At 70.2% G+C, this 16,335-nt stretch carries 17 protein-coding genes; 7 read left to right on the top strand and 10 right to left on the bottom strand.

Translation table 11 applies throughout. The features are described from left to right. Window positions 1–21: 21 nt before the first annotated feature. Together ACFYRX_RS24540 and ACFYRX_RS24545 are read right to left on the bottom strand one after the other, a co-directional pair. Window positions 22–906, bottom strand: coding sequence for a hypothetical protein (locus tag ACFYRX_RS24540; RefSeq protein WP_389103420.1), 885 nt, complete (start codon window positions 904–906; stop codon window positions 22–24). A gap of 99 nt (window positions 907–1,005) precedes the next feature. Next, window positions 1,006–1,497, bottom strand: coding sequence for a hypothetical protein (locus tag ACFYRX_RS24545; protein WP_389103422.1), 492 nt, complete (start codon window positions 1,495–1,497; stop codon window positions 1,006–1,008). A 193-nt stretch (window positions 1,498–1,690) separates the two neighbouring features. On the opposite strand from ACFYRX_RS24545, the gene ACFYRX_RS24550 reads away from it, so the two are divergent. Continuing rightward, window positions 1,691–2,710, top strand: a complete 1,020-nt coding sequence (locus ACFYRX_RS24550; RefSeq protein ID WP_389103698.1) for an ArsR family transcriptional regulator — start codon at window positions 1,691–1,693, stop codon at window positions 2,708–2,710. Between the two features lie 57 nt (window positions 2,711–2,767). On the opposite strand, the gene ACFYRX_RS24555 is transcribed toward ACFYRX_RS24550, so the two are convergent. After that, entirely contained in the window at window positions 2,768–4,051 is a 1,284-nt protein-coding gene (locus ACFYRX_RS24555; RefSeq protein ID WP_389103425.1) for an adenylosuccinate synthase, read from the bottom strand. A gap of 188 nt (window positions 4,052–4,239) precedes the next feature. On the opposite strand from ACFYRX_RS24555, the gene ACFYRX_RS24560 reads away from it, so the two are divergent. Continuing rightward, window positions 4,240–5,088, top strand: a complete 849-nt coding sequence (locus ACFYRX_RS24560) for a diacylglycerol kinase (RefSeq protein WP_389103427.1) — start codon at window positions 4,240–4,242, stop codon at window positions 5,086–5,088. A 455-nt stretch (window positions 5,089–5,543) separates the two neighbouring features. Here the strand turns inward: ACFYRX_RS24560 and eutC are convergent, their stop codons facing one another. Then, window positions 5,544–6,302 carry an ethanolamine ammonia-lyase subunit EutC gene (gene eutC, locus ACFYRX_RS24565; RefSeq protein WP_389103430.1) on the bottom strand — a complete coding sequence of 253 codons (759 nt, stop codon included), beginning with the start codon at window positions 6,300–6,302 and terminating at the stop codon, window positions 5,544–5,546. 35 nt (window positions 6,303–6,337) lie between these two features. Then, window positions 6,338–7,732, bottom strand: a complete 1,395-nt coding sequence (locus ACFYRX_RS24570) for an ethanolamine ammonia-lyase subunit EutB (RefSeq protein ID WP_389103433.1) — start codon at window positions 7,730–7,732, stop codon at window positions 6,338–6,340. Window positions 7,733–7,880: 148 nt separating this feature from the next. Here ACFYRX_RS24570 and ACFYRX_RS24575 point away from each other — a divergent pair, with 148 nt between their 5' ends. Further along, on the top strand, window positions 7,881–9,389 hold the full coding sequence (locus ACFYRX_RS24575) for an APC family permease (RefSeq protein ID WP_389103436.1): 1,509 nt from the start codon (window positions 7,881–7,883) through the stop codon (window positions 9,387–9,389). 11 nt (window positions 9,390–9,400) lie between these two features. On the opposite strand, the gene ACFYRX_RS24580 is transcribed toward ACFYRX_RS24575, so the two are convergent. Next, window positions 9,401–9,889, bottom strand: a complete 489-nt coding sequence (locus tag ACFYRX_RS24580) for a GbsR/MarR family transcriptional regulator (RefSeq protein ID WP_389103439.1) — start codon at window positions 9,887–9,889, stop codon at window positions 9,401–9,403. A 74-nt stretch (window positions 9,890–9,963) separates the two neighbouring features. On the opposite strand from ACFYRX_RS24580, the gene ACFYRX_RS24585 reads away from it, so the two are divergent. Genes ACFYRX_RS24585 through ACFYRX_RS24595 form a run of 3 tightly spaced genes read left to right on the top strand, consistent with a single transcriptional unit; the run spans window position 9,964 to window position 12,719 of the window. Further along, window positions 9,964–10,857, top strand: coding sequence for an ATP-binding cassette domain-containing protein (locus ACFYRX_RS24585; RefSeq protein WP_389103442.1), 894 nt, complete (start codon window positions 9,964–9,966; stop codon window positions 10,855–10,857). Further along, on the top strand, window positions 10,854–12,422 hold the full coding sequence (locus ACFYRX_RS24590; protein ID WP_389103444.1) for an ABC transporter permease: 1,569 nt from the start codon (window positions 10,854–10,856) through the stop codon (window positions 12,420–12,422). The genes ACFYRX_RS24585 and ACFYRX_RS24590 overlap by 4 nt, the downstream gene beginning before the upstream one ends. Window positions 12,423–12,467: 45 nt before the next feature. Beyond that, entirely contained in the window at window positions 12,468–12,719 is a 252-nt protein-coding gene (locus tag ACFYRX_RS24595) for a hypothetical protein (protein ID WP_389103447.1), read from the top strand. 19 nt (window positions 12,720–12,738) lie between these two features. Here the strand turns inward: ACFYRX_RS24595 and ACFYRX_RS24600 are convergent, their stop codons facing one another. From ACFYRX_RS24600 to ACFYRX_RS24615, 4 genes are all read right to left on the bottom strand, one after another. Further along, the gene (locus tag ACFYRX_RS24600; RefSeq protein ID WP_389103450.1) at window positions 12,739–13,341 is read right to left on the bottom strand and encodes a Uma2 family endonuclease; all 603 of its coding nucleotides are present in this window, start codon (window positions 13,339–13,341) and stop codon (window positions 12,739–12,741) included. Window positions 13,342–13,429: 88 nt separating this feature from the next. Further along, window positions 13,430–14,635, bottom strand: a complete 1,206-nt coding sequence (locus ACFYRX_RS24605) for a cytochrome P450 (RefSeq protein WP_389103453.1) — start codon at window positions 14,633–14,635, stop codon at window positions 13,430–13,432. Window positions 14,636–14,644: 9 nt separating this feature from the next. After that, window positions 14,645–14,845, bottom strand: coding sequence for a DUF397 domain-containing protein (locus ACFYRX_RS24610; RefSeq protein ID WP_389103456.1), 201 nt, complete (start codon window positions 14,843–14,845; stop codon window positions 14,645–14,647). Then, a complete protein-coding gene (locus tag ACFYRX_RS24615) occupies window positions 14,845–15,696 on the bottom strand; it encodes a helix-turn-helix domain-containing protein (protein ID WP_389103459.1) in 852 nt (283 codons plus the stop codon). Before ACFYRX_RS24615 ends, ACFYRX_RS24610 begins: the two co-directional genes overlap by 1 nt. A 217-nt stretch (window positions 15,697–15,913) precedes the next feature. Here ACFYRX_RS24615 and ACFYRX_RS24620 point away from each other — a divergent pair, with 217 nt between their 5' ends. After that, window positions 15,914–16,324: an ATP-binding protein gene (locus ACFYRX_RS24620; protein ID WP_389103462.1), complete on the top strand. Its 411-nt coding sequence runs from the start codon at window positions 15,914–15,916 to the stop codon at window positions 16,322–16,324. Window positions 16,325–16,335: the final 11 nt, after the last annotated feature.

A 16,335-nucleotide genomic window follows, 5' to 3' on the forward strand; every position in this document is an offset into this window, starting at 1 on the left:
GTGTCCCCGGGCCCCTCACTTTCAGCCGAGGACTTCGCCCGCGACCGTCGACTGCCGGAGCTGGAGGCTCCTCCAGCCGGGCAGCACCTCGGGGTTCTCCGTCAACCACTTCGACTGCTCCGCGGCCAGCCTGGTATAGGAAATGGCCAGATAATCCGTTTCGCCCTTGCAGCGCAGATCCGCCTGCGCCGCCGGGTGCTTGTACAGGTCCGTGTCGGCGGGCAGGGACTTCACCAGGGTCACCGGGTCCGTGGTCTCGACGCCGGCCCGGAGCACGCACGTGCGCCACCGTTCGTTGACCGCGCGGAACTGCGCGTCCTGGTCCAGCCGTTCCAGCGACTCGTTCTGCCCGTCGTGGAGCTGGAGCCGCAGCCGCAGATACCTGAGCCGCCCTTCCGTGCCCCCGAGCAGCCGCTGCTCCGCCTCGGCCTGGCAGCCGTCCGCCGGCCGGGACACCTGGAGGGACGCGCCCTTCGCGGAGATCTTGTGGTCGGGGTCGCCGTAGAGCGCCCGTGTGAACGCCTTGCTCCTGGGCTGTTCCGGGGGCAGCGACTCGGACGGCTCGGTCCCGCGCGGGGGAAGGGGCTCCAGGCCGAACGGTGACGGCCGCTCGGCGGTCCCGTCGGTCACCTCGGCCACCGGGGCGGGTTCGTAGCGGAAACCGAGCTTCGTCATGCACCCGACGATGAGACGCTGCTTGGCCAGCGCGACCCGGTGCTGCGGTTCGGTCCACCGGTAGAAGATTCCGTTGATCGGGGGTCGCAAGGCCAGGCGGGCCACCGACTCCTTCGACCGGTCCGGCACCGGCGCCGACTCCCCCGGCCGTGCCGCGTACGCCCAGGCCCCTGCGCCCAGGACGAGGACGACCACCATCGGCGCGACGAAACGACGTATGCGTGCGGGCACTGTCCCTCCCCTCCTTCTCGTGCTTCTCGCCATTTCCTCGAGCAGGTCCGGCCCGGTGGTGCACCGGGCCGGACCGAGTCCGTCGACCCGTCGCCGCTGTTACCAGCAGTCGATGGACGTCGTCCCGCGCAACTGGAGGGAGCTCGCCCGCTGGCGCAGGCCGCTGGTCAGCCCGCTGCCGTTCGTGGTGCTGGTGTTTCCACCGTTGCTGGCGGTGGAGGCGATGTAGTCACCGGGATTCACACAGAACAGGAATCCCGAGTAGTTCGCACCGTCGTAGTAGTGGCTCTCGTAACCCCCGGTGCTGGAGTTACTGGCGGACCACACGTTGTTGTCCACGGCCGCGCCGTAACCGGCCTGACCGCTCGACTGGTTGAAGGTGTCACCGCTGAAGTTGGAGTCGCTGTTGAAGTACGAGTGCCGGGCGGAGTCGATCGTGGAGTAGAAGACGCAGTGGTACCCCGAGGCGCAGTTGGGTCCCGCCGAGGCCGGAGCCGCGACGACCGCACCGCCGGCGGCCACCATGGCGGTCAGACCGGCGAGGAGTCCGAGCCGCCGGCGTATACGTGACTTCTCATTCCGTACAGGCATTTGCCTTTCCGTCCTTCCGTTGATTCGACCCGTTAACCGGGTTGCCCGAACCGCATTCGAGATATCGGCGCCGGAATTCCGGGCCGCTGTCTCGAAGTGGTCCGTGAGATCAACGGAACTATTGCCGAGCAAGTCGGGCTCGGCCATGCTGTGTCGCCCGGTGGCAAACACCAAGGCCTTGGGGGAGAACGCGATGCTCCGTATCCACTTCACCGACCGGGATCTCGCCCGGATCCGCGTGGCCGCCCATCCGGATCCACTGTGGGAGATCGCCACCAGCCTGCACCGCTTCCAGAGCCGCCGTGGCCGCTGGGCCTTCGCGGCCTGGCATCGCGTCAGCAGAGCCCGGCTGCGCGAGAGACGGCTGGACCGGGTCCTGCGGACCGGGCTGCTGCCGCTGTTCCCGAGAGCCGCGTACTACCCGGACTTCCTGAATCCCGCCGAGTCCGCCGAAGGGCTCGGCCCCGGCCTTGAAGCCATCCTGGCCACACCGCCGCACCGGGTCCTGCACGAGATGTCGATCCTCGACCGCCGCGTCGGTGCGCCGTCCTGGGCTCCGCGGCTGGCCGACACCGAGACCCGAAAGGAGCTGGTCGAGGCGATCCGCGGCTACCACGAAGCCGTCATCGCCCCGCACACCGACCAGATGCAGGCCCGGTTCGAGGCCGACCGGTCGGCCCGCTGCCGGGGTCTGCTCGACGGCGGCGTCGAGGGCATGCTCGCCGGGCTCGCGCCCACGATGAGATGGCGCAGCCCCGTGCTGTACGTCGACTATCCCGCCGCCGAACGGGACCTGTGCCTGAACGGCCGCGGGCTGGTGCTCGTCCCGTCGTACTTCTGCTGGCACACCCCGATCGGTCTCGCCGACCCCACGCTGTCGCCGGTCCTGGTCTACCCGATCCTGCACAGACCGGCCGCCGCGCCGGAGTCGTTGCCGGCCTCCCCGCAGGCCGAGGCCTTACCCGACGGCTCGGTACCGGCCCCGTTGAGCACCCTTCTCGGGCGCACCCGGGCCACCGTCCTCTGTGTCACCGCCACCGGTGCCACCACCGGCGAGATCGCCCGTGCCGCCGGAGTGTCCAGCTCCTCCGCCAGCAAGCACACCACCGCCCTGCGCGACGCCGGGCTGATCATCAGCATCCGGCACGCCACCAGCGTCCTGCACACCCTCACCCCGGCCGGCGTCTCGGTGCTGCGCGCCACCCGCCGCTGACTCCGCACCGGCGACGCCGACAGTTCCGAAAAACCGTCGGCGTCGCCAAAGCGGGCGTTAGAGGAACGAGTTGATCTCGATCGTCTCGTCCCGGCCCGGGCCCACGCCGATCGCGGAGATCGGGGCGCCGGACATCTCCTCCAGCGCCTTGACGTAGTCCTGGGCGTTCTTCGGGAGGTCGGCGAAGGTCTTGGCCTTCGTGATGTCCTCGCTCCAGCCGGGGAGGTTCTCGTAGATCGGCTTCGCGTGGTGGAAGTCGGTCTGCGAGTAGGGGAGCTCCTCGACGCGCTTGCCGTCGATCTCGTACGCCACGCAGACCGGGATCTGCTCCCAGCCGGTGAGGACGTCGAGCTTGGTGAGGAAGAAGTCGGTGAGGCCGTTGACGCGGGTCGCGTAACGGGCGATCACCGCGTCGAACCAGCCGCAGCGACGGTCACGGCCGGTGGTGACACCCCGCTCGCCGCCGATGCGGCGCAGCGCGTCGCCGTCCGCGTCGAAGAGTTCCGTGGGGAAGGGGCCGGAGCCCACACGGGTCGTGTAGGCCTTGAGGATGCCGATGACCCGGCTGATCTTCGTCGGACCCACGCCGGCGCCGGTGCAGGCGCCGCCCGCGGTCGGGTTCGACGAGGTGACGAAGGGGTACGTGCCGTGGTCGATGTCCAGGAGCGTGCCCTGGCCGCCCTCGAACAGGACGACCTTGTCCTGCTCCAGGGCCTGGTTGAGCAGCAGGACCGTGTCGGCGACGTAGGGCTTCAGCCGGTCCGCGTAGCCCAGCAGCTCCTCGACGACCTGCTCCACCTCGATGGCGCGGCGGTTGAAGACCTTGGTGAGGAGCTGGTTCTTGCCGTCGAGGGCCGCCTCGACCTTCTGGGTCAGGATCGACTCGTCGTACAGGTCCTGGATGCGGATGCCGACGCGGTTGATCTTGTCCGCGTAGGTCGGTCCGATACCGCGCCCCGTCGTGCCGATCTTCCGCTTTCCGAGGAAGCGTTCCGTCACCTTGTCCACGGTGACGTTGTACGGCGTGATGACGTGGGCGTTACCGCTGATCAGGAGCTTGGAGGTGTCGACTCCGCGGTCGTTCAGTCCGTTCAGCTCGGAGAACAGGACCGATGGATCGATGACGACACCGTTACCGATGACCGGGGTGCACCCCGGAGACAGGATTCCGGAAGGGAGCAGGTGGAGGGCGTACTTCTGATCGCCCACGACTACCGTGTGGCCGGCGTTGTTGCCGCCCTGGTAGCGCACCACATAGTCGACGGATCCACCTAGAAGGTCCGTCGCCTTTCCCTTGCCTTCGTCACCCCACTGAGCACCGAGCAGCACAAGTGCGGGCACGCGCGTACACCCCTTCCGGGCGGGGCATGTCCAAGGTCAGGGATGTGCGCGTACGGTTCACCGTCGCGTGCACCAACGGCCGTGGTCGGCCGCTGCCCGTCGGACCCGGGTGCCCCGGAATAGACGAAGCCCCTGGCGCAATAGCGCAAGGGGCTCTTGCACAAAGATGCTACCCGAGGAAGCGAGGCATGGCCGAGGTGGCGACTTCCGCGACTTCCGATCAGCTGCTCGTAGTGATCGATCCGGTCGCCCGACAGACCGACGGCGAGTCCGTACGGATCGTGAAAGACGTGCTCAGCGCGGGTGCGGCGACAAAGGTGTGCCTGCCGGAGGGGCCCGAGGAATTCGCCCGGGCGCTGGCCCGGCGCGGCTCCCGGCGGCCGGTGGTGGTCGGTGACGACCGCGCGCTGATGCGGGCGGTGGTGCTGCTGCACCGGCAGCGGGAACTGGCGCAATGTGTGCTGTCCGTGGTCCCGGTGGGCCCGGTGCTGGGCGTCGCCCGCACGCTGGGGCTGCCGACGGGGGCGGTGGCGGCCGCGCGGGCGGTGCTGGACGGCGCCGAGCGGCGGCTGGACCTGCTGGTCGACGACAGCGACGGGGTGGTGCTGGGCACGCTGCGGATCCCGCCCCTGTCGGTCCCGGAGCCCGCCGAGGCGGCGGCTGGACGGCCCTGGCTGCGGACCTACCAGTCGCTCGTACGGACCCTGGTACCGGCCCGGCCCGCCCGGGAGCCGTTCGTGCCCGCGCCCGGCCCCGCCCGCCTGCGGGTGGAGGTGGACGGCGTCACGCTGGTCGACCTGGACCAGCCCCTGGAGGCGGTGTCTGTGACCCCGGGCTCCGGCGGCGGCCTGGCCTCGGTCGAGGTACGCCCGCTGTCGGTGGGCGCGGAGGCCTCCCCGCTGCTGGCCTCGGGCAGGACGGTGACGGTCACGGGATCGGACTTCCGCTACCGGGCGGACACGGGGGTCGCGGGACCGGTACGGAGACGGACGTGGGTGGTACGGGAGGGAGCACTGCGGCTCACGATGCCACGGTGAGCTCGGCGGGGGGCTCGGGGGGGGGCGGTGAGCCCTGCGGGCGGCTCGGGGGGCGCGGTGAGCTCGGCGGGCGGCTCGGGGCGGTCACCCGGGGCGGCTCGGGGCGGTCGCTGTGAGCCCTTCGGGGCGGCTCGGGGCGGAGGTCCGGCGGCCGCCCGGGGCGTCAGGGCCGTCGCCCGGGAAAGCTCGGGGCCGTCGCGGTGAGCCCTTCGCGGCGGCTCAGGGCGGATGCCCGGGACAGCTCGGGGGCGGACGCCCGGGACAGCGCAGGGCAGTCGGGTGAGCTCTTCGGATCGGCACAGGGCAGTCGCCGCGGGCAGCTCGGGGCGGTCCCGGTGAGCCCTTCGGGACAGCTCAGGGCGGAGGTCCGGGACAGCTCAGGGCAGTCACGGGTGGGCCTCGGGGCGGCTCCAGGCAGTCGTCCCGGAGCAGGTCGCGGCGGTCGCGCGGGGCGCTCAGGGCAGGCGCTCGGCGGTTTCGCCGTGATCGGTCTCGTCCTTCAGGGCCACGCCCGTCAGCTCCAGCTCCCTGGCCCGCCCCATGAGCCCCGCCAGCTTCACCGCCGCGCCCTCGTACGACAGCCCCAGCGGCGGCCTGATGTTGGACAGGCAGTTGCGGTCGGCGTCCGTCGTCGTGCCCGGGACCGGCCGGTACGTGAGATACGCGCCCAGCGAGTCCGCCGCCGACATACCGGGGCGTTCGCCGATCAGCACCACCACCATCGCCGCGCCCATCGCCGCCGCCACGTCGTCACCGAGGGCCACGCGGGCCTGTTCGGCGAGGACGACCGGGGCGACGCGCCAGTCCCCGAGGAGGGCCGTCGTACCACGCACCACCGCCGCCGCGTGCTCGTGCACCGCCCGGCTGGAGAGCCCGTCGGCGACGACGAAGACCACGTCCCACTCCCCCACCGGCAGGTGCGCGCGGTCCGTCGGGTCGAGGCGGCGGCCCAGGTCAGGGCGCTGGAGGTAGGTGAGCCGGTCGGCCGCCGCGCTGCGCACCCGTACCGTCGGCGTCCCCGCCAGCCCCGCCGCGATCACGTCCGGCTCGAACGCCGAGTGCACCGCGTCCCGCGCGGCCGCGTGGGCGGCCTGGAGTTCCAGGCGGTGCCGGGTGGGAAGCGCGGAGCCGGCCCGGCCGAGCCCGATCCTGGCCTGCGTGCGCAGCCGTAGCTCCGCCCACAACTCACCTGCCTGTACGGCTACTTCGGACATGCCACCGACTCCCTCCGTGTGTACGGTCACCTCGCTCACGCCGCCGACTCCCTTCCGGCGATCGCCGTCAACGGGTGGATCTCTCCGGAGACCTCGCGGATGCCGCCCCGTTCGTCCAGCAGCCCGATCGAGGCGAGCCAGGTCTCGAACTCCGGCGCCGGGCGCAGGCCCAGAACCTCCCGGAGGTACAGGGCGTCGTGGTAGGAGGCCGACTGGTAGTTGAGCATGATGTCGTCGCCGCCCGGCGTGCAGATCACGAAGGACGCGCCGGCCACGCCGAGCATGGTCAGCATGGTCGCCACGTCGTCGTCATCGGCGTCCGCGTGGTTCGTGTAGCAGATGTCCAGGCCCATCGGCAGTCCGAGCAGCTTGCCGCAGAAGTGGTCCTCCAGGGCGGCGCGCAGGATCTGCCGGCCGTCGTAGAGGTACTCCGGCCCGATGAAGCCGACGACGGTGTTGACCAGCAGCGGGTCGTAGCGGCGGGCCACCGCGTACGCCCGTGCCTCCACCGTCTGTTGGTCGACCCCGTGGTGCGCGCCCGCCGACAGGGCGCTGCCCTGCCCGGTCTCGAAGTACATGACGTTGGTGCCGACGGTCCCCCGCTCCAGCTTCAGGGCCGCCTCGTACGCCTCGTCGAGCAGACCCAGTGTCACCCCGAAGGAGGCGTTGGCCGCCTGGGTGCCCGCGATCGACTGGAAGACCAGGTCGACCGGGGCGCCGCGTTCCATCAGGTCCATGCTCGTCGTGACATGGCTCAGCACACAGGACTGGGTCGGGATCTCGTACCGGCGGATCACTCCGTCGAGGAGTTCCAGCAGGTCCCGTACGGCCCTGGGGCTGTCGGTCGCCGGGTTGATGCCGATGACCGCGTCGCCTGAGCCCAGCAGCAGTCCGTCCAGCAGGGCCGCCGCCACGCCCGCCGGGTCGTCGGTGGGGTGGTTGGGCTGGAGCCGGGTGGCCAGCCGTCCCGGCAGCCCGATCGTGGAGCGGAACGCGGTGACCACGCTGACCTTGCGGGCCACGGCGACCAGGTCCGCGTTGCCCATCAGTTTGGAGACCGCCGCGACCATCTCGGGTGTGAGCCCGGGCGACACGGCGGCCAGGGTCTGGGGGGAAGCCGCTTCCGACAGCAGCCACTCCCGGAACCCGCCGACCGTCATCGAGGCCACCGGCGCGAACGCCGCCGCGTCGTGCGTGTCCAGGATCAGCCGGGTCACGTCGTCGGTCTCGTACGGGATCAGCGGCTCGGCGAGGAAGTCCGCGAGCGGTACCTCGGCGAGCGCCCAGCGCGCCGCGACCCGCTCCTGTTCGGACGCGGCGGCCAGTCCGGCCAGGCGGTCACCGGAGCGTTCGGAGCTCGCGGCGGCGAGCAGGCGGGCGAGGCTCTCGAAGCGGTGGCGCCGACCGCCGAGCACGGACGAATAGCTCATGCGACGACGCTACGAGCCCCGTGTTGCCACCAGATTTCTAAAGGTCTGGTTGACAAACTTTTAACGCCCCGAGACCCTTGCGCGACTCATTCGGGCTACAGAGTTCCGGTTCGACACACAGTGGACGGGCAAGGAGAGGGGCCATCCGATGGCAGTGGACGAAGGAGTCGCCCCGGCGGCGGACACGGACGGGGACGCCTCTGTCCACCGACTGAAGGCCAACGCTGTGGGCCTGCTCGGGGTGGTCTTCATGGCCGTGGCGACCGCCGCGCCGATCACCGCGATGACCGGCAACGTGCCCTTCATGGTGTCGGCGGGCAACGGCATCGGCGCCCCGGCGAGCTACCTCGTCGCAATGGTCGTCCTGGCAATCTTTTCCGTCGGCTTCACCTCGATGGCGAAGCACATCACCTCGACGGGCGCCTTCTACGGCTTCATCTCCTACGGCCTCGGCCGCACCATCGGCCTGGCCTCGGGCCTGCTCGCCACCTTCGCGTACGTCGTCTTCGAACCGGCGCTCATCGGCATCTTCTCGACGTTCGCGACGGGAACGCTGAAGGACCAGACGGGGCTGCACATCCCGTGGTGGGCGTTCGCGGTCCTGATGCTCGCGATCAACGCGATGGGCACCTGGTTCGGCATCTCGGTCGCCGAGAAGCTCCTCGTCGTCCTGCTCGCCACCGAGGTGACCATCCTCGCCGCGATGGCGATCTCGGTCGCCTTCCACGGCGGCGGCCCGAACGGCTTCAGCCTCGACCCGGTCAACCCCGTCAACGCCTTCAAGGGCACCTCCGCCGGACTCGGCCTCTTCTTCGCCTTCTGGTCGTGGGTCGGCTTCGAGTCGACGGCGATGTACGGCGAGGAGTCCCGCAACCCGAAGAAGATCATCCCCAAGGCGACGATGATCTCCGTCCTCGGCGTCGGCGTCTTCTACGTCTTCGTCTCCTGGATGGCCATCTCGGGCACCGGCGAGTCCAACGCCGTCAAGGTCGCCACCGACAACCCCCTGCAGCTCTTCTTCGGGCCCACCGAGCAGTACGTCGGCCACTGGGCCGTAGACGTCATGCAGTGGCTGATGATCACCGGCTCGCTGGCCTGCGGCATGGCCTTCCACAACTGCGCCGCCCGCTACATGTACGCGCTGGGCCGCGAGGGCGTCCTGCCCGTCCTGAAGAACACCGTCGGCCGCACCCACGCCCGGCACGGCTCGCCGCACATCGCGGGCCTGGTGCAGACGGTGGTGACGGGACTCCTGCTCCTCGCGTTCGCGGCGGCGGGCAAGGACCCGTACAACGGCACCTACGTCCTGCTCGCCATCCTCGGCACCATGGCGATCCTGATCGTCCAGGCCGTGTGCTCCTTCGCGGTGCTGGCGTACTTCCGCAAGAACCACCCGGAGAGCCGCCACTGGTTCCGGACCTTCACGGCCCCGCTGGTCGGCGGCGTCGCGATGCTCGCCGTGGTCGTGCTCCTGGTCTCCAACATGGGCGCGGCGGCCGGCACGGAGTCGGGTTCCCTCGTCCTGAAGGCCACGCCGTGGCTGGTGGCGGCGGTCGCGGCACTGGGCATCGGGTACGCGCAGTACCTCAAGCGCCGGTCACCGGAGCGGTATCTGCTGCTGGGGCGGACGGTGCTGGAGGAGACCAAGGAGCGGTAGCCCCTCGACTCCTAGTCGCCGAACAGCTGGTGGCGGTGCACCCGCCACCGCTCCATCATGGCCGCGACCTCGCCCTCGACGAACTCGAAGAAGGCGAGCGTCTCGGCCATGCGGCGTCCGGCCGGGGTGTCGGCGCCGAGGCTGCTGACGCCCTCGCGCAGGGCGCTCTCCCACCGCTTGATGATGGCCTCACGGTTGGTCAGGGCCTCGTACCACTGGTCGCCGTGCACCCGGTAGCGCTCACGGCGTGAACCGGGCTCCCGCTCGCGCGAGACCATGTGCGTCTGCGCGAGGTAGCGCACCGCCCCGGAGACGGCTGCAGGGCTGATCCGCAGCTGCTCGCCCAGTTCGGCGGAGGTCATGGTGCCCTCGTCGGAGGACAGGAGCGCGGCGAAGACGCGGGCCGGCATGCGCTGCATCCCGGCCTCGACGAGCTGCGCCGCGAAGCTCTCCACGAACTTCGAGACCGCATCCTGATCACGCCCCGCCGCATCCGTCATGGTCACCACCCTAACGGGGCTTCATACGCTTCCTTAACTTCACAAATTTCTGAAAGAAGCGTACGTTCCGAAGCATGACGAAGGCAATCAGCGTCTCCGGACTCCACAAGTCGTTCGGCGGCACCCACGCCCTCGACGGCCTCGACCTGGACGTCGAGACCGGTGAGGTGCACGGCTTCCTCGGCCCCAACGGCGCCGGCAAGTCCACCACCCTCCGCGTCCTGCTCGGCCTGCTGCGCGCCGACTCCGGCGCCGCGCAGGTGCTGGGCCGCGACCCGTGGACGGACGCGGTCGAGGTGCACCGACGCATCGCCTACGTCCCGGGGGACGTGACGCTGTGGCGGAACCTGTCGGGCGGCGAGGTCATCGACTTGTACGGCCGTCTCCGCGGCGGCCTCGATCCGGCCCGCCGCGCCGAGCTGATCGAACGCTTCGAGCTGGACCCCACCAAGAAGGGCCGCACCTACTCGAAGGGCAACCGCCAGAAGGTCGCCCTGGTCGCCGCGTTCGCCTCGGACGTGGACCTGCTGATCCTGGACGAGCCCACATCGGGCCTGGACCCGCTGATGGAGGCGGTCTTCCGGCGCTGCGTCGAGGAGGAGCGCGACCGCGGCCGTACGGTCCTGCTGTCGTCGCACATCCTGAGCGAGGTCGAGGAACTCTGCGACCGGGTCAGCATCATCCGGCGCGGCCGCACGGTGGAGTCGGGTTCACTGGCCGAGCTGCGCCACCTCACCCGGACCAGCGTCACGGCCGAACTCGCGGGCGCCCCCAACGGGTTGGCCCGCCTCCCCGGCGTCCACGACCTCGACATCCAGGGCCGCCGGGTCCGGCTCCAGGTCGACACCGAGCAACTCGACGCCGTACTGCGGTCGTTGACCGACTCGGGCGTGCGCACGCTGACGTCGACCCCGCCGACCCTGGAGGAACTGTTCCTGCGGCACTACCAGGACGAGGCCGCGTCATGACCTCCCTCGCGGGCACGGGCGCCCTGCTGCGTTTCTCGCTCCGCCGCGACCGGGTGATGATCCCGGTGTGGGTGTCGGTGAACGCCCTCATGGTCCTCTCCATGCCGAACACCCTCAGGGGCCTGTACGGCACCGAGGCGGAGCGCAGCGACCTGCTCCACCAGGTCGCCACCAACTCCTCCCTCCGCGCGCTGATCGGCCCGGTCTTCGACGACTCCCTCGGCGCCCTCACCGCCTGGCGCGTCGGCGTCTACGCGGGCGCGCTCGCCGCCGTCACCGCGCTCCTGGTCGTCGTACGCCACACCCGTGACGAGGAGGAGAGCGGCCGGCACGAGCTGATCGCCTCCGGCGCGGTGGGCCGCCGCGCCTCGCTGACGGCGGCGCTGCTGGCGGCGGCCGTGGCGAGCGGGGTGCTGGCGCTGCTGGTGACGGCGGGTCTGGCGGGCCAGGGAGTTGGGGGTGCGGTGGCGTTCGGCCTGGGTCTTGCCGCCGTCGGCATGCTCTTCGCCACGATGGCCGCGATCGTGGCGCAGCTGACGGAGAGCGCGCGGCTGGCGCGGGGGCTGACGGCGGGGGTGCTCGGCACGGCCTTCATATTGCGGGCAGCGGGCGACTCGGCGTCGACTGAGGGTTCGTCGGTGCTGACGTGGCTGTCCCCGCTGGGCTGGTTGTCGCAGCTGCGCTCCTTCGCGGACGAACGCTGGTGGGTACTGGGGCTGTTCGCGGCGACGATCGCGGCGCAGGCCGCGCTGGCCTACGTACTGGCGGGCCGCCGGGACGTGGGCATGAGCTTCGTGCCGACGCGCCCGGGACCTCCCTCCGGCCGCCTGGGCACGGCAGGGGCCCTGGCCTGGCGGCTCCAGCGCGGCAGCGTCCTCGGCTGGTCGACCGGCTTCTTCCTCGCCGGGGTGGTCTACGGCGGCCTCACCGACGGCGTGGCCGACCTGGTCGGTGACAACGACAAGGCCCGCGAGATCTTCGAGCGGATGGGCGGACAGTCCGGCATCACGGATGCCTTCCTCGCCTCGATGACCGGGATGCTGGGACTGGTGGCCGCGCTGTACGTCGTCGCGTCGGTACTGCGACTGCACGGCGAGGAGACCTCGATGCGGGCGGAACCGCTGCTGGCGAACGCGGTGGGCCGACTGCGGTGGGCTCTCGGCCATCTGGTGATCGCCTTCGGCGGCTCGGTGCTCATCATGCTGCTCGCGGGCCTCGGCTTCGCCGTGGGCTACGGCAAGGAGGCCGGCCCGATCCTGGGCGCGTGCCTGGTGCAGGTGGCCGCGGTGTGGGTGATCGGCGGACTCGCGGTCCTGCTGTACGGGGTGGCCCCACGGCTGGCCCCCCTGTCCTGGGGAGTCGCCGGAGCGGTTCTGCTGATCGGCTGGGTGGGCCCGGCCCTGGACGCCCCCCAACCGATCCTGGACCTCTCCCCCTTCGGCCACCTGCCGAAGCTGCCGGGCGGCGGGATGGAGTGGGAACCGGTGCTGGTGCTGCTCGCGCTCGCGGCGGTGCTGGTGGCGGGCGGCCTGGCGGGGCTACGGCGACGAGACCTGACGACGTGAACCGTGGGCCCGGGCTCGCGCGTCCCTCCCTGCATGAAGCGGAGAGTGGACGGAGTGACCTGCGGGGGCTGCGCGCTGTCGGCGGCGGGGGCGATCGCGGCCCCGGCACTGTGGCTGTCCATGCCCCGCACCCAACGCCACCTGGGCGGCAGCTTCGAGAACGAGGGCATGAACCTGAAGGTCCTGTTCACGGAGTTGCCGTTCGTGGTGCTGGGGGGAGCGCTTCTGCCGCTCCTCGTCTTCACCCTGCTGGTGCGGTGGGTGGGCCGTCGACGGAGCTTCCACAACGGGACCTGACGACGCGACGCCGGGGGGGTCAGTCGACGTACTGCTTGAGTTTCTCGGTGTCGAGTTCGATGCCGAGGGGCTCGGGCAACATGAGCGGGACACCGAACGACGCTGTACGACAGTTGGCGTACCCGACATCCGGGTCCGGATCGCTGTAGAGCTGGGTTGTGCAGGCGTCCCGGTCGATCAGAAGGTAGAACGGGATGCCTGCGGCGCCGTAGGCAACCGGCTTCTCCTGACGGTCACGCCGGTCGGTGTCGGAATCGTACGACGTGACCTCAAGCACCAGGAGCACACCGCCCGGGCCGGCCCATTCGCCGTGCCCGGCGAAGTGATCCTCGGGCACCAGCACTGCGTCGGGACGGGCCCGGCCCTCTCGGTACTTCTCGACCATCAGCCCCTGCCCCTGGTACAGGTCCAGATCGGGCCTGACACGCATACAGCCCTTACTCAGCCACAGGACAATGGTGTTGTGGTCGCCATCGGCCACCTTCTTGACCCCGATCCGTCCGTTGATGAACTCGAACCTGACGGTGTCGTCGGTCTCCTTGGCGGCGAAGGCGGCGATCCTCTCGAACTCCTCCACCGACATCTGGGACGTCTGCACTGTGCGCTCTGCCATAACGGTCATGGTGCACCCCCTCTCAGGCTGTGGCCAGTGTGGCGAGCCCCGGACGAAGCACGTGCCCTGATCACCCGTTGATCAGCCGAACGAGTGATCACATCACCTCGACTCGCAGTCCCTCCAGCCCCCGGATCACGAAGTTCGGCTTGCGCTCCGGCTCCGCGGCCAGGGTCAGCGTCGGGGCCCTCTCCAGCAGGGCCGTCATGGAGGCCGCCAGTTCGATACGGGCCAGGGGGGCGCCGATGCAGTAGTGGATACCGGCGCTGAAGGAGATGTGCGGGTTGTCGGTGCGGGTGAGGTCGAGATGCTCGGGGTTCTGGAACACCTCGGGGTCGTGGTTCGCGGAACCGAAGAGCATGGCGATCTCGGCGCCCCTCGGGATGGTCGTCCCGTCGACCTCGATGTCGTCCAGCACCCAGCGTTCGAAGAGCTGGAGCGGGGTGTCGTAGCGCATGAGCTCCTCGACGGCCCGCGGGACGAGGGAGTGGTCCGCGCGCAGGGCGGCCAGCTGCTCCGGGTTACGGAACAGGGCGTACCAGCCGTTGACCGTGGAGTTCACGGTGGCTTCGTGACCGGCGTTGAGCAGCAGCACGGCCGTGGAGATCATCTCCTGCTCGGTGAGCCGGTCGCCCTCGTCGTGCGCGGCGATGAGCCCCGAGATCAGATCGTCGCCGGGTTCCTTGCGCCGCTCGGCGATCAGTTCCCGCAGGTACTCGGAGAACTCGACCGACGCCCGCACCGCCCTCGCCGCCACGTCCTCCGCCGGGCTCAGCTCGTACATCCCGCAGATGTCCGCCGACCAGGGCCGCAGCGGCGCCCGGTCCGACTCCGGGATCCCCAGCATCTCCGCGATCACCGCGACGGGGAGCGGCTCGGCGACATCGGTGAGCAGGTCGCCGCCGCCCTCCGCGACGAGCCGGTCCACCAGCTCACCGGCCAGCTTGGTCACATACGGCTTGAGCTGCTCGACCGTGCGCGGCGTGAACGCCTTCGACACCAGTCGCCGGATCCGGGTGTGGTCCGGCGGCTCCAGGTCGAGCATCCCGTGGTCGTTGAGCGTGTGGAACGGCTCGTGCGCGGCGGGTGGCGCGGTCCGCCCGAAGTCCTCGTGCGTGAACCGGTGCTGATACGTCCGCCCGAGCCTGCGGTCCCTGAGCAGCGCGGAGACGTCCGCGTGGTGCGGGACGAGCCACTGGTTCGTCGACTCGAAGTACTGCACCCGGCCTTTGGCACGCAGTTCGGCGTAGGCGGGGTACGGGTCGGCGAGGAAGGCCGGGTCCCAGGGATCGAAGGCTGCCATACGGGGACGCTAGCCGCTGAGGCGGGCGTCTGACCAGGGGTGTTCCTTCAGGTGGTCGATCAGGGCGGTGAACGACGCCTCCGGGAAGGAGAGGGTGGCCCGGGAGGGGGCCTTGGAGTCGCGGACGGCTATTCGGGGGTGCAGCTCGGCGACCTCGACGCAGGTGTCACCATCGCCGCCATCGGAGTACGAGGACTTACGCCAGTTCATCAGAGTTCCTTCGCCAGACGGTGGATGAAGTCACGCGACGCGACGGGGTCCAGCGACGCGCCTTCCACCCTACGGATCAGCATCCGCAGCCGGTCCAGCTGAGATTCGGCATCAATGAACGCGACCCCGGTGGGCGAGTCCCGCAGCCCGGTGTCGAGCCTGGGCAGGGGACCTCCCACGAACATCATTGAGGCCCCGGAACCGGCAAAGCCGTCCTGGTCAGTAGGGATCACGCGCACGGACGCATGACCCTCCTCGACCAGATCCAGGATCTGACGGAGTTGAGCACGCGAGGACTCACGGTCGGAGACACGGAGCCGCAGTGCGACCTCGTGGATGATCGCCTCGTACGGGGTTGGATCGTCACCCTCGATGACAGCACGGCGCCGCATCCGGTGCTCCACCCTGGGGGCGACCTCTTCGTCGGGCAACTCGGGGTTCATGTAGGCATAGACCGCGCGTGCGTAGTCCGGGGTCTGGAGGAGCCCCGGGATGCGGGTGATCACGATCTCGCGAAGGAACGTCGCGTGGTGCTCGGCTTCGGCCGAGTCCATGAACACCGGCGGCAGCACACCCCGGTACTCCTCCCACCAGCCCCGCGTCCGGTCGGTCGCCATCGCCACCAGCGCTTCGATCAACGCCTCGTCCGTACAGGCGTAGTGAGCAGCGAGACGCCGCACACGAGCCTCGCTCACACCGGTGAAGCCCAGCTCCACCTGGCTTATCTGCGTCGAGGTCGAGTTCAGCAGTCCGGCCACCTCGCGAGCCTTCAGCCCCGCCGCCTCCCGCAGTCGACGCAGCTCGGTGCCCAACCGAACCTGCCGTGCCGTGGAGTGACTCCTCGGCGCCATGCACCCTCCTCAACGGCCCTGTCGCCCTACCTCGTTGGAGGGTCAGGGTAGCCAATCGCTTGCCCCAGGAACAATTGTTGCCCTACCGTCGGTGACGCGACGCACACACTGCGGAACCCCGGGTTACCGGAAGCGCACCGCACCGCCCTGCCATGACGGCGCGACACAGCCACCGCCGGCCGACCGTAACCCCCCACCACCCGAACGGAGTTGCCGCATGCCCGAAAACGCCCCTTGGGAGTACGTCCTCCACATCCCCAACGACCCCCGAGCCGTCACCGTCAGCCGCCGCACTCTGCGCCTGATCCTGACCATGCACGGCCTGATCACCCTGGTCGACACCGCGGAGCTCCTCGCCACCGAGCTGGTCTCCAACGCCGTACTCCACACCAAGGGCCCCGCCGCACTGCGTGTGCGCTGGTCGCCACCGGGAACGCTCCGCCTCGGCGCGTGGGACGCGGACCCCGAGCCACCCGAGCCGCCGGGCCCCCTGGCCCACCTCACCGACGCCGAGAACGGCCGCGGCCTCGCCCTGGTCCGCGCCTGCGCCAACCTGTGGGGCTGGCAGCCCCTCTCCAGAAACGGCAACCGCGGCAAGTACGTCTGGTGCGAACTGGCCGCGGTGTGAGTCGGCCGCGA

It is taken from the genome of Streptomyces sp. NPDC005374 (assembly GCF_042872225.1).
Classification (GTDB): Bacteria; Actinomycetota; Actinomycetes; order Streptomycetales; family Streptomycetaceae; genus Streptomyces.

Bases quoted from the DNA above. Each gene is read 5' to 3' on its own strand.
- ACFYRX_RS24545 (WP_389103422.1), bottom strand. From the start codon at position 1,497: ATGCCTGTACGGAATGAGAAGTCACGTATACGCCGGCGGCTCGGACTC.
- ACFYRX_RS24550 (WP_389103698.1), top strand. From the start codon at position 1,691: ATGCTCCGTATCCACTTCACCGACCGGGATCTCGCCCGGATCCGCGTG.
- ACFYRX_RS24560 (WP_389103427.1), top strand. From the start codon at position 4,240: ATGGCCGAGGTGGCGACTTCCGCGACTTCCGATCAGCTGCTCGTAGTG.
- eutC (WP_389103430.1), bottom strand. From the start codon at position 6,302: ATGTCCGAAGTAGCCGTACAGGCAGGTGAGTTGTGGGCGGAGCTACGG.
- ACFYRX_RS24570 (WP_389103433.1), bottom strand. From the start codon at position 7,732: ATGAGCTATTCGTCCGTGCTCGGCGGTCGGCGCCACCGCTTCGAGAGC.
- ACFYRX_RS24575 (WP_389103436.1), top strand. From the start codon at position 7,881: ATGGCAGTGGACGAAGGAGTCGCCCCGGCGGCGGACACGGACGGGGAC.
- ACFYRX_RS24580 (WP_389103439.1), bottom strand. From the start codon at position 9,889: ATGACGGATGCGGCGGGGCGTGATCAGGATGCGGTCTCGAAGTTCGTG.
- ACFYRX_RS24585 (WP_389103442.1), top strand. From the start codon at position 9,964: ATGACGAAGGCAATCAGCGTCTCCGGACTCCACAAGTCGTTCGGCGGC.
- ACFYRX_RS24590 (WP_389103444.1), top strand. From the start codon at position 10,854: ATGACCTCCCTCGCGGGCACGGGCGCCCTGCTGCGTTTCTCGCTCCGC.
- ACFYRX_RS24600 (WP_389103450.1), bottom strand. From the start codon at position 13,341: ATGACCGTTATGGCAGAGCGCACAGTGCAGACGTCCCAGATGTCGGTG.
- ACFYRX_RS24605 (WP_389103453.1), bottom strand. From the start codon at position 14,635: ATGGCAGCCTTCGATCCCTGGGACCCGGCCTTCCTCGCCGACCCGTAC.
- ACFYRX_RS24610 (WP_389103456.1), bottom strand. From the start codon at position 14,845: ATGAACTGGCGTAAGTCCTCGTACTCCGATGGCGGCGATGGTGACACC.
- ACFYRX_RS24615 (WP_389103459.1), bottom strand. From the start codon at position 15,696: ATGGCGCCGAGGAGTCACTCCACGGCACGGCAGGTTCGGTTGGGCACC.
- ACFYRX_RS24620 (WP_389103462.1), top strand. From the start codon at position 15,914: ATGCCCGAAAACGCCCCTTGGGAGTACGTCCTCCACATCCCCAACGAC.